The sequence below is a fragment of the Opitutia bacterium KCR 482 genome, assembly GCA_029269845.2.
Classification (GTDB): Bacteria; Verrucomicrobiota; Verrucomicrobiia; order Opitutales; family Intestinicryptomonadaceae; genus Merdousia.
In genome coordinates this window covers 628,565-641,121 of sequence record CP149973.1, presented here as the reverse complement: position 1 = coordinate 641,121, position 12,557 = coordinate 628,565, and the positions used below count along the sequence as shown (strand labels likewise).

The 12,557-nt window shown below is 53.3% G+C and carries 9 protein-coding genes and 1 tRNA gene; 9 read left to right on the top strand and 1 reads right to left on the bottom strand.

Annotated features, from left to right (window positions below; all coding sequences use genetic code 11):
• Nucleotides 1-39: 39 nt before the first annotated feature.
• The 4 genes from P3B99_002640 (at nt 40) to P3B99_002625 (ending at nt 4,200) form a co-directional block, all read left to right on the top strand.
• A complete protein-coding gene (locus P3B99_002640; protein ID WYJ08023.1) occupies nt 40-1,416 on the top strand; it encodes an acetylxylan esterase in 1,377 nt (458 codons plus the stop codon).
• A 110-nt stretch (nt 1,417-1,526) separates the two neighbouring features.
• Nucleotides 1,527-3,065, top strand: a complete 1,539-nt coding sequence (locus P3B99_002635) for an ADP-ribosylglycohydrolase family protein (GenBank protein WYJ08022.1) — start codon at nt 1,527-1,529, stop codon at nt 3,063-3,065.
• Nucleotides 3,062-3,331, top strand: a complete 270-nt coding sequence (locus tag P3B99_002630) for a hypothetical protein (protein ID WYJ08021.1) — start codon at nt 3,062-3,064, stop codon at nt 3,329-3,331. Before P3B99_002635 ends, P3B99_002630 begins: the two co-directional genes overlap by 4 nt.
• 341 nt (nt 3,332-3,672) lie before the next feature.
• On the top strand, nt 3,673-4,200 hold the full coding sequence (locus P3B99_002625) for a transposase (protein ID WYJ08020.1): 528 nt from the start codon (nt 3,673-3,675) through the stop codon (nt 4,198-4,200).
• Nucleotides 4,201-4,261: 61 nt separating this feature from the next.
• Here the strand turns inward: P3B99_002625 and P3B99_002620 are convergent.
• Nucleotides 4,262-4,349 (bottom strand) — tRNA-Ser (locus P3B99_002620).
• A gap of 156 nt (nt 4,350-4,505) precedes the next feature.
• On the opposite strand from P3B99_002620, the gene P3B99_002615 reads away from it, so the two are divergent.
• From P3B99_002615 to P3B99_002595, 5 genes are all read left to right on the top strand, one after another.
• Entirely contained in the window at nt 4,506-6,128 is a 1,623-nt protein-coding gene (locus tag P3B99_002615) for a TIGR03790 family protein (protein WYJ08019.1), read from the top strand.
• A gap of 117 nt (nt 6,129-6,245) precedes the next feature.
• Nucleotides 6,246-7,400, top strand: coding sequence for an MFS transporter (locus P3B99_002610; GenBank protein WYJ08018.1), 1,155 nt, complete (start codon nt 6,246-6,248; stop codon nt 7,398-7,400).
• Nucleotides 7,401-7,531: 131 nt separating this feature from the next.
• Nucleotides 7,532-8,200 (top strand): CerR family C-terminal domain-containing protein, encoded by a 669-nt coding sequence (locus P3B99_002605; GenBank protein ID WYJ08017.1) that lies wholly within the window; start codon nt 7,532-7,534, stop codon nt 8,198-8,200.
• Nucleotides 8,201-8,237: 37 nt separating this feature from the next.
• On the top strand, nt 8,238-9,401 hold the full coding sequence (locus P3B99_002600; protein ID WYJ08016.1) for an efflux RND transporter periplasmic adaptor subunit: 1,164 nt from the start codon (nt 8,238-8,240) through the stop codon (nt 9,399-9,401).
• Between the two features lie 15 nt (nt 9,402-9,416).
• Nucleotides 9,417-12,557 carry a multidrug efflux RND transporter permease subunit gene (locus P3B99_002595; protein WYJ08015.1) on the top strand — a complete coding sequence of 1,047 codons (3,141 nt, stop codon included), beginning with the start codon at nt 9,417-9,419 and terminating at the stop codon, nt 12,555-12,557.

The window sequence follows — 12,557 nt, the reverse complement described above, 5'->3', positions numbered from 1 at the left end:
AATTTAAGCCCGTATCGTACAATTTATTTTCGAAAAATTATGAAAACAGCAAATTCGATTTTAAAACTTGCCGTTTCGGCCTGTTTGTCAGTTTTTGTCTTTTCGTTTGTCGAAGTCTGCGCGGAGACCGTCGAATATAACGGATACTCGCTGAGGTTGAAGGCCGACCGCAACGGTTCTCTATACAAATCGGGGGACATCGCCCGATTTGTCCTAACGGCAAGCAAAGGCGGCAAGCCGGCAAACGGAATAAAACTCGACGGTTCGATTACAAAAGACTCCGTTCCGATTGGCAAAAACTTTGTCGGAGAAACAAAAGACGGCGAATTTGCGGTGTCGGAGACATTGTGTGAGGCTGGATTTTTAAAGTGCGACATTCGCGTTTTTCTCCCGAACGAAAACGGAGGAATAGACAAGGTTAAATTGTTGGCGGGCGCGGGATTCGATGTTTCCGAAATAAAGCCGTCCCTGCCTGCGCCAAAGGATTTCGACAAATATTGGGTGCGACAAAGGAAAATTCTCTCGAAAATTCCCCTGAATGTGAAGATGACGAAAGTCGCAACTCTCGTGCCCGACATTGAAGTCTACGACGTGCAGGCGGATTCGTTTAACGGCAAAATGTCGGCATACATTGCATTCCCGAAGCATGCTCTGGAAAAATCGCTTCCGGCGCTTTTAACCCTTCATGGCGCGGGTGTTGCTTCGAGCAGCAAGGGAACAGTGGAAATGTGGGCAAAAAACGGATTTCTCGCCATGGATATGAACGCCCACGGACTTCCTAACGGCAAGCCGCAATCCTACTACAAGGCCCTTTCAATCGGTGAACTGAAAGACTACTGGCTGAAAAACTGTGAAAACCGCGACACCATTTTCTTTCGAACTCTTTACATGCGGATAATGCGCGCAATGGACGTGCTTACTTCGCAGCCGCAGTGGGACGGCAAAAATCTGGCGGTTTCGGGCGGCAGTCAGGGCGGCGGACAGGCTCTTGTGGCGGGCGGATTGGATTCGCGCGTAAATTACGTCTTGGCGATGTATCCCGCGCTTTGCGATCACGGCGGCGCGGCGGTGGGCAGAACGACGGGCTGGCCGCATTTTACGCGTGTCGGCGAGGACGGAAATTATAACAGAAAAGCGGTCGAGGCTGCGCGGTATATCGACGCAGTAAACTTTGCCGCAAAAATCAGGGGCAGGGTATTTTTCATGGTGAACTACGCCGACCCCGTGTGCGAACCTACGTCTTGTTATGCGGCATATAACAATATTAAGTCGGGAAAGGAGATATGGGTGAATGAGGAGTCGCGACACGCGCCAAAACGCGGCACGCCGACAATCCTCCAAAACAAGGTCGTCAAAATTCTGCAAAAGCAGGGAATCGCCGTAAAACCCCGCACGGACTTCAACCACACTTGGTGAATTTCACCGCGCGGATAGCGGTAGTGTCGACTTATCCCCGATTTTATGCACCGGTTTTCCTTCTATAAAGAAGGATATTCAAATAACAAAAAAACAGGAGAAATAAATATATGAAAATACTATATATGGTTGTGGGTGCGTGTTTAGCCGCATCCGTTTGTGTGGCCGAACTCCCCAAGCAGGCAAAGTTCAGCAAGACACAATTGTACGACAAAATCAAAGGCGGATGGGCAGGGCAGATGATAGGCTGTTCCTACGGCGGGCCGACAGAGTTTAAATTCAAATTCAAGCGAATTCCCGATGACCATGAAATTCCGTGGAAAGAAAACAACATTATAAAGGCTACGAATTTGAAAGGCGATTTCGGCGGTCTTTACGACGATCTCTATTTGGATATAACTTTCATGGACATATTAGAGCGATTCGGGCTTGACGCTCCGCGCCGTGAATTCAAAAAGGCAATAGCGGAATCCAAGTACCCGTTGTGGTGTGCAAACAGACAGGCGCGAGTGGAATATTTAGACGGAATGGATCCTGACGCTCCCGTGTCGTGGAAAACAAATATAAACTCGAATGATATCGATTTTCAAATCGAATCGGACTTCGCGGGGCTGATGTCGCCCGCGCTGCCGCAAGCCGCGCTGAAATATGCCGACACTGTAGGGCGCGCAATCAACGGTGGCGAAGGCTTTTACTGTGGAGCGTATGTGGCGACAATGTATTCGCTGGCGTTCGTTTTCGACAATCCCCGCGACGTTGTGGTTGAATCCATGAAAATTCTTCCGAAAAAAAGCTTTACATACAAGATAGTTTCCTCGATTTCCGATTATCACGCAAAAAATCCGAACGATTGGAAGTCCGCATGGCAGATGTTCACCGACAAATTCTGCACTTCGGAGATACGCAGTTACTTGGGCAATCAACATATATACGCGCCGTATAATTTGGCGTACATAATAATCGGGCTGCTTTACGGAGACGGCGATTTCGGGAAAACTGCCGACATATCCACGCGTTGCGGGCTCGACTCCGACTGCAATCCGTCAAATGCCTGCGGTATACTCGGCGCAATACAGGGTTATTCAAAAATCCCAGAGAAATGGCTTGCCCCATTGCGACAGCACGAATCGACAGTATTTTTTACCGGAACGACGTACACCTGCGAAAAGGTATATGCCGTAGGTTTTTCGCATGCGATTCAAACGCTGAAAAATCACGGTGCAAAAGTTTCCAACGACGGTAATATTTCCGTCGAATTAAAAATGCCCGAGCCGATTCCGTTCGAATACGAGCCGAAATTGACAAAGAAATCGAACGTAAAACTTCCCGTTTTGAACGCGAAAAATACAGTCGTGGAATCCGAAATAGACGGGCTGGTTGTCTCATGCACCATCGACGGACTTGGCAAAAAGTCTCCCCATCGCGAAATAGACGGAATATGCGCGTCCGTTGAATGCTGGGTGGACGGTAAAAAAGTTCGCACAGCCAATTTTTATTTCGACGAGTTCAAATACCCTCGGAATCATGAGCTGTTCAGATGGACAACGGAATTCGACGGCAAACACAAAGTACGCTTTGAACTGAAAAATCCGCACCCGAAATTCGAACCTTTAAATCTGAATCTCCTCGGATTCAAAGTGGAAAAGTGAACCGCAAAAACCCTGCCAAAACTGGCGGGGTTTCGTTTTTTATTGGCGATTACATAAACGACAGTGTGAGATGGCAAGCTTTCGGCGGGAAAAGAGTGGTGTTTTTAAACAAAATCCGAGTCGGTAAGATTTTTCGATTTTTGAAAAAAACTGTCAGCTTGGCAGCCAATAAATTCACAAAAGCCGAGGCAAAATGCTTCTTCGAACCACGCGGAATTTTGGAGTATGGCTTTGAACGCGAGAGTGGACGATGTTCTGCTGTGTAGTTTTTTACGACATCTAATTCGATTTGCGGTAAACGGTGATTACAACGGTGTGTTAAGCCAGAAGTGAAAGCTTTTATGTTATGTGTACAAGTTTGCGACAACGATAGCGGATTTAACGCATCATAGGGTATACGATGTGATAGAGGGGAAATCTCGCAACTTGGTGGAAAGTAAGTTAATGAGCTACAAAGGTCGGGATAAAGTAAAAGTAGTGTGTATGGATTTAAGCAGCAGCTACCGAAGCATAGTAAGGCGGTGTTTTCCGAAAGCAAAAATAGTGGCGGACAGGTTCCACGTAATAAGATTGGTATTGTACCATTTTATGGAGTTTTGACTCGCGTTTGCATGCGCAAACCGTCTCGCCCTTCGGGTCTCTTGCCTGCGGCAAAATCTCATTCGCGCTTCGCTTGAATTGCAAACAAGCCCAAGAAGAGGTAAAATGGAACAGGAAACTGACCTACCCATTGCGAAAACGTGGAGATAGGTTGAAAGCCGAAGAGCGAGAGCGATTGGAAAAGTTTTTTGTGAACAATCCCGCGATAAAGCTGGCTTACGAGTTTAAGGAAAGATTGTGCGAGCTGCTGAACAGGAAACATCAAACGGCAAAGGAATGTAAGAGAAATATAAGAGAACTGAAAACAATGATGAAACAGATGAAATACGAAGCGACACAAGAGTTTGAGAGGATAGCAGAAACCATAAGCGACTGGTTTGCGCCGATAATCCGCATGTGGAGATTTACGAAAAATAACGGGATAACGGAAGGCTTCCACAGGAAAATGAAACTAATACAACGAATGGCTTACGGTTATAAAAACTTCCAAAATTACAGATTGAGGGTCTTGGTTCTATGCGGCGTCTTTCATTAAAATCCACTCTCTTTGGTGTTGACCCAAAAATTTCACACGGGTTCGTGTGAAATTTAAAACGCGGAGAGGGGGGGATTCGAACCCCCGGTACACTTTTGGCGCACACTCGATTTCCAATCGAGCACGTTCGACCACTCCGTCACCTCTCCTTTTTATGTAAGTCTGCCAATCTGTCACGTCATTGGGGTTCAGTCAATATTTATTTCTCCGCTTTTTAGTTTTATTTGAGATGCTTGTTTTCGTTTGATTATTCCGTTGCGGCGGCTTTTATTTTTTACATGCGTTTTCTTATTACAGGTTTCGTAATGCTCATTTCCTCTTTCGCGTATGCGGCGGTTGATGTTTCCCGTATCTTCATTATTGCGAACTCCGACTCCACCGACTCCCTCCGTCTTGCCGAATTCTATTCCCGCGCTCGTTCGATTCCCTCCGAAAACATCATTCCCGTTTCCGCGGGGAAGTCTGCCGTTATTTCGCGCTCGGTTTACGAGCGGAGTGTTGCCGACCCCGTCATTGACGCCCTCGTTGCGCGCGGTGCGGTATCGGCTACGGTTATCGGGCGGTCGGCGAAGTATCCGCGCAGGCTTTATGCGTTTCTTTCGCACGACGTCGATTTCATTGTGATGTGCATGATGCCGCATTCTGTTGCGCCGACTTCTCCGAAAAAATCGCCCTTCGACGGCGCGTCGGTCGATTCCGAGCTTGCCGCGACTTTCATTGCCTCCGACTCTCTTGCGCGTTCGTGTCCGAACCCGCTCTTCCGAAACTACGCCAATCCCGACTCGCACAAGGTATTCGGCGTTTTGCGTGTTGCGCGGCTCGACGGCGATTCTTTCGCGACTGCGAAGAAGTCGGTGGAGTCTGCCCTTGCCGCCGAGAGGACGGGCTTGCGGGGCAGGGTGTACATAGACAAGTCGAAGAAGTATGCGATGGGCGACAGGTGGCTCGACTCCGCCGCGTCGGTTTTCCGCTCGATGTATTTTGACGTTTCGGTTGACGAGGGGCGCGGGCTTTTCGACTACTATTCGCGAATGGACGCCGCGGCAGTTTATTTGGGGTGGTATGCGGCGAATCCGCGTTTTTATTTCTTGGAGGAGGGCTTTTCCCTCGCCGACGGCGCGATTGCCGACCACATATATTCTTACAGCGCGAAAAATCTGCGTTCGAGCGGCTGGACTCTGCGGTTTTTGCGTTGCGGCGCGGCGCAGTCTTTCGGAAACGTCTACGAGCCGTATCTTTCGGGCACGCACCATGTGGACGCCGTCGCGGAGGCGTATGCGCGGGGCATGTCGGCGGGCGAGGTTGCGTATGCCTCCGTTCCCGATTTGAGTTGGCAGACGCTTGTTGTGGGCGACCCTTTGTACGCGCCGTTCAATGTGGGGCTTGACGTGCAGTTGGCGGCTCTCGAACGCGGGGAAATCGACGGGCTTTCGCAGTATGTCGTGCTGCGCGAGGCGAACAGACGGTTGGCGAAGGGCGCGGGCGCGGAGGAGGTCTCTAAATACATAGAGTCGTGGGTGGGGCGGATTCCCGACGACGCGCTTTTAATGCGTCTGATTGACGACGGCTACGGCGACTCTTTGCGCCATGCCGACGCGCTTCTTACGCGCGGCATATTTTCCGCGCCCGACAAGTTGGGCACGGCGTTTGCGCTTGCGCGGTTTTTCGAGTCGCGGAAAAAATATGCGGAGGCGATGTCGGTTTACGAGAGGCTTCCGCTTTCGCTTTCCGACGCGTTCAAGCGGGCGGTCGTTGCGCGGGCGGCGGGGCTTTCGGCGAAATCGGGATTGCCGCTTTCGGAAAAGTTTGCGTCGTTGAAGCGCAGGTTCGAGGAAATCGACGCTGCCGTCCGCGCGAAGGCCGCCGCCGAGAAGGCGCGGAAGGACGCGGAACGCGCGGGGAAGTCCGCCGCGCCAGCGAAGAAGTAGGGCGGCTGGGTGCTTTGGGGGCGCGTATTTTTTCGAAAAATTTTAATCGACAAGCGCGTTTTCGGTTTCAAACTCCTCCCTCCGTAAAAATTCAAAAGTCTGTAATACGGTATTTTTATGTGCAAAAATAGTCGGATATTAAACAGAATTGCGGTGGGCGCGCTTTTCTTCAATCAGGGCTTGGTTTTTTCGGCATGGGCGACGCGCATTCCCGATTTCAAGGCGTCGCTGAACCTCGACGACGCCACGTTGGGCTCTATACTCTTTGCTATTCCGCTCGGGCAGATGTCGGTGATGATGTTGTCGGGCTGGCTTGTGGCGAAGTTTTCGAGCGCGAAGATTGTCCGCATTGCGGGCGTGCTGTACCCCGCGATGCTTTTTGCGATGACTTGCGCCGACTCAATCTCGACGCTTTTCGCCGCGCTTTTCCTCTTCGGGATTTCCGCGAACATGTCGAACATTTCAATCAACACGCAGGCGGTGGACGTCGAGCGCATCTACGGGCGTTCGGTGATGGCGTCGTTCCACGGGTTGTGGAGTTTGGCGGGCTTTTCCGGCGGCGTTTTGAGCGCGTTGCTTGTGGGCTTCAACGTCGGCGTGCTGCCGCACTACATAGGGGTGAACGTGTTTACATTCGTCTCGCTGCTGCTTGCCTCGCGCTACTTCGTTGTCGAGGATTTCGCGCCGGAGGCCGACACCCGCACGCGGAGCTTTTGGCGTCCGACGCCCTTCATTCTCTTCTTGGGAGTGATTGCGTTTTCTTGCATGAGCTGCGAGGGCGCGATGTTCGATTGGAGCGTAATTTTCTTCCGCGACGTCGTGGGAACGCCTCCCGACACAAGCAGAATCGGCTTCATTTCGTTCATGTCGGCGATGGCTACGGGGCGGTTTGTCGCCGACTTCCTGATAAACCGCTTCGGGCACTTGGCGGTTTTGCGGATAAGCGGCGTGCTGATTGCCGCGGGCATGGCGACGGCGATTTCGTATCCGAGCGCGATAACGGGCGCGTTGGGATTTCTGCTTGTGGGCTTCGGGGTGTCGTCGGTAGTGCCCACATGTTATAGTCTGGCGGGGCGTTCGCGCAGAATGCCGTCGGGCATGGCGATTGCGGTCGTTTCGACAGTCGGATTTTTCGGATTCCTGCTTTTCCCGCCGATTATCGGCTACATAGCGCACGTTTCGAGTTTGAGGTTTTCGTTCGCGCTGATGGGAGCGGTCGGAATTTTCGTGACGATAGTTTCGCCCGTGCTGCGCTCGCGCGTGGAAAATTAGCGCGGGGTTTGCGCGGGGAACGGCGGTCTGCAAACAGCCGTTTTTTTTATGCGTCGGGGGAAGGGCGCGACGCATAAAATTTCCGAAAAAAAGTTTGACAACCAAACGGATTAACCGTTTGGTTAAACCTTATGATTGAAAAAAATTATGTTGCCGAATTGTCCGAGGGCGTTTGTTCCGACGCAAAGGCAAAGATAATAAAGGCGGCGATTGAGGAGTTCGCGACCTATCCGCTGTCGGCGGCGCGTACGCGCAGCATTGCCGCCACCGCGGGCGTCAATCACGCCGCAATCAGCTACTATTTCGGCGGGAAAAACGAGCTTTATTACGAGACAGTCAGGCAGCTTGCCGACTACATTCACATCTACATGGCGGACTATTTTGCGCGGGGCGCGGAAATCGGAAAGACGAAATCGGCGGCGGACGCAAAGAAGCTCATACTCGATTTCGTGATGAGCCGCGTTTGCGTCGATTCGAAGTCGGACGCGCTTTTGCGCAACACAATAATGATTATCACGCGCGAGGAAATGTACCCCACAAAGGCGTTCGACGTAATCTACGAAAAAATAATCTTTCCGTCTATGAACCTGCTTTCCGAAATGCTTGCGGTGTGCACGCGCGGCAAAAGTTTCGGCGAGCAGGCTTGCATTCTCGCCCACATGCTTTTGGGGCAGATTATGCTCTTCAATTCGGCGAGGCTCGGATTCAAGCGCGCCATCGGCTGGAAGTCTTTCGGCGACGCCGAGTACAAAAAGGTGGAGAGCGTGTTTTCCGCCACTCTCGAAAAAATCATTTCTTAGAAAAATCCGGAAAAACAAAATTTAGGAAACATCGACAATGAACATGAAAAAGACAGACATCTATATATGTAAATTTGCGGTCGCGCTGATTGCCGCCGCAACGGCATTCGCATCGGGGTGCAAGAAAAACGTAGCGGCGTCGGCGGGGGCTGCGCGTCCCGCGCCTGCGGTTCAGGTAGCAAAGCCCCTGCACAAGTCGGTCGAATTTTGGGACGACTACACCGCGCGTCTCGAAGCCCTTGCGTACGTCGAACTGCGCGCGCGCGTCGGCGGCTATCTTCAAAAAGTCGCCTTCAAGGAGGGCGAATTCGTCAAGGAGGGCGACCTTCTTTTCGTGATTGATCCGCGCCCCTACGAGGCGGCTCTTGCTTCGGCAAAGGCGCAGGTGAAGGAAGTCGAGGCGCGTCTTACGCTCGCAAAAAGCAACACCGACCGCGCGAAGGAGCTTTTCGCCGCAAAGGCGATTTCGAAGGAGACTTTCGAAACCCGCACAAGCGAGCTGCTTTCCGCCGAAGCCGCGCTTCTCGACGCCCGTGCGCGGCTGCGCGACGCCGAGCTGAACCTCGAATTCACGCATATCCGCGCTCCGATTTCGGGCAAGGTCGGCGAGGCAATGGTGGACGCAGGCAACCTCGTTTCGGCGAACTCCACGCTCCTTACGACAATCGTAAAATGCGACGTCATTCAGGCGTATTTCGAAATCAGCGAGCGCGACAATATCCGCTACAAGAACACGGGGCTTTTCAAGCAGATTGACTCCGTTAAAAAGACCGGCCCGAAAACGAAAATCGTGCTGCTCGACGGCAAGACAACCCGCGACGGACAGCTTACATACTTCGACAACAAAATCGGAACGGAGACTTCGAGCCTTACAATGCGCGCCGACTTCGACAATTCCGACTACCTGCTTTCGCCCGGAATGTTCGCGAAAATCAGCGTGCTCGCCGAAAAGGAACACCCCGTGGTGCTCGTGCCCGAAGACATCATCGGCACGGACCTCGTGAACCGCTATGTCGTAGTCGTCGACAAAAACGACATCGCGCAGTACCGCCCCGTGAAGGTCGGCAGACTGCTCGGCAAGTACCGCGTGATTGACGAAGGCGTTTCGCCCGACGACAGGGTTGTCGCCGTTGGGCTGCAGCGCGCCGCCCCCGGAACGAAAGTCGCGCCCGCCGAAATCAAGTTCGAAGAGGGCAAATAAAAGAGGCAAACGGAAATGAAATTCTCGCACTTTTTCATAGACAGGCCGATTTTCGCGGCGGTCATTTCCATTCTCATCACCCTAATCGGGGTGGTTGGCTATTTCAGGCTTCCCGTTACCCAGTATCCCGACGTTGTTCCGCCGCAGGTCTCGGTTTCGACAAGCTATCCCGGGGCGTCGCCCGAAATCCTCATGGATACGGTCGTCGCGCCGCTCGAACAGGAAATCAACGGCGTCGAAAAAATGATGTACATGTCGAGCCAGTGCAACGCCGACGGCTCGGTTTCCATCACCGTTACATTCGAGCTCGGCACGAACATCGACATCGCGCAGGTTCAGGTTCAGAACCGCGTCTCGATGGCGACTCCCCGACTCCCCGACGACGTGCGCAACATCGGCGTTGTCGTCAAGAAGAGGTCGCCCGACATGCTCGTTGTCTGCAACCTCTATTCGCCCGACGGCAGCCGCGACAAACTGTACCTCACCAACTACGCAATCACGCAGATGGTCGACAGGCTATCGCGCATATACGGCGTCAGCGACGTCAACATTTTCGGCAAGCGCGAATACAGCATGCGCGTGTGGCTCAACACCGACAGGCTTGCGCACTTCAACATGAACGCCTCGCAGGTAGTGTCGGCTTTGCGCGAGCAGAACAAGCAGGTTGCGGCGGGCAAGCTCAACCAGCCGCCGCTCGCCAACCCGAACGTCGCGCACGAGCTTATCATCAACACGCAGGGGCGTTTGGCGACTCCCGAAGAGTTCGAAAACATCATCATTAAATACACGCCCGACGGCAAGACGGTGCTGCTCAAAGACGTGGCGACAATCGAGCTCGGCGCGTACACTTACAGCGACGAATCCTCCATGAACGGCATGCCGTGCGTGGGCATGGGCATCTACCAGCTCCCCGGAACGAACGGCATCAATACCGTAAACAACATCTACAAGGCGCTCGACGAAATGCGCAAGGAGTTCCCCGCGGGCGTGGACTACAAGGTGACGCTCGACAACACGGAATACATCCGCGCGTCGGTCTCGGCCGTGTACCACACGATTTTCGAGGCGATTCTGCTCGTCGTTTTTGTGATGATGCTGTTCCTGCAAAACTGGCGCGCGGCGGTGATTCCGCTTTTCGCGATTCCCGTTTCGCTCGTGGGAACGTTCTTCTTCATGTACCTGTTCGGGTTCTCGATTAACAACCTTTCGCTGTTCGGCTTGGTGCTCGCAATCGGCATCGTCGTTGACGACGCAATCGTCGTCGTCGAAAACGTGGAACGCAACATGCGCGACGGTCTCGACGCGAAGGAGGCTACGAAAAAGGCGATGACGCAGGTGCAGGGCGCGCTGATTGCAATCGTGCTCGTGCTTTCGAGCGTGTTCGTCCCGACGGCGTTCATCGAGGGCATTTCGGGGCAGTTCTACCGCCAGTTCGCGCTGACAATCGCGGTTTCGACAATCCTTTCGGGCATTGTTTCGCTTACGCTTTCGCCCGCGCTCTGCGCAATCATGCTAAAACACACCGACAAGCCCGACTGGTTTACGCGCATCTGGAACGCGCTCTTCGGCTGGTTTTTCAGGGGCTTCAACGCGGGCTTCGAGTGGGTCGCCGACAGGTACGGCGCGTTCGTTGCGCGGATTGTCCGCATGTCGGCGCTGTTCCTCATTCTCTACGCGGGGCTGCTGGGGGCTACGGCCTACCTTTTCCAAAACACTCCGAGGGGCTTCATTCCCAAGCAGGACACGGGCTACATCTTCATCACCGCGCAGCTGCCCGACGGCGTTTCGCTTGCGCATACGGAGGCTACGCTTTCCAAAATACAGTCGCTACTCCAAAAGGTCGACGGTATCCAAGACTTCATGTGCGTCGCGGGTCTGAACGGCGCGAGCTTCTCGAAGTCGTCGAACGCGGGCGCGATTTTCGTAAAGCTCGCCCCGAAGGATTCGCGCATAAAGCAGGGAATCACGCTCGATAAAATCATAGGCAAAGTTTCCGGCATTTTGCAGGCGCAGGTTCCCGAAGCCTCGACGTTCGTCCTCACGCCCCCCGCAGTCAACGGCATCGGCATGGGCGGCGACTTCAAGGCGATGGTTCAGGACAGAATGGGCTTGGGCATTTCGGCGGTCGAAAAATACACGCGCATGATTGCCGCAAAGGCGATGTCGCGCCCAGAAATTTCGCTCGCGTTCACGACATACCGCGTGTCGTCGCCGCAGCTCTATGTCGACATCGACCGCGAGCGCGCGCAGAAGCTCAACGTTCCGATTTCGTCGATTTTCAACACAATGCAGTTCAATATGGGCTCGGTGTACGTAAACGACTTCAACATTCTCAACCGCGTCTACCGCGTGATGGCGCAGGCGCAGGGCGCGCAGCGCACCGACATCACCGACATCTACAACATGAAAGTGCCGAACGTCCGCGGCGTCAACGTGCCGCTCGGCTCGGTCGCGACGGTGTCGCGCACAATAGGGCCGGACAGCGTGGGACGCTACAATCTGTACCCGTCCGCCGAAGTCATGGGCAACGTCGCTCCGGGGTACAGTACGGGGCAGGCTATGGCGGCAATAGAGCAGGTCGCCGCCGACGTGCTCCCTGCGGGCATGGGCATCGACTGGACCGACTTGGCGTTTCAAGAAAAGCGCGTGGGCAACACGGCAATCGTGATATTCGGCATATGCGTGCTCTTCGTGTTCCTGCTGCTTTCGGCGCTGTACGAAAGCTGGACTCTGCCGCTTGCTGTTATCCTCGTAGTCCCGCTGGTTCTTCTGTTCGCGATAGGCGGCGTAGACTTGCGCGGCATGGACAACAACATCATGACGCAAATCGGCTTCGTCGTTTTGATAGGTTTGGCTTGCAAAAACGCCATACTTATTGTCGAATTCGCAAAACAAAGACAGGAAAAGGGGGAAGATGTTGTCTACGCGGTCAAAATGGCTTCGCGCAACAGACTGCGCCCCATTCTAATGACATCGTTCGCGTTCATTCTGGGCGTCGTGCCGCTCGCGTTCTCGGAGGGTTCGGGTTCGGAACTCCGTCAGGCTCTGGGTACGTCGGTGTTCTTCGGAATGCTGGGCGTCACGATTCTCGGACTGATGTTTACCCCGATTTTCTTCTATGTAATACGCAGAAAATACACAAACAGACAGGCGTAA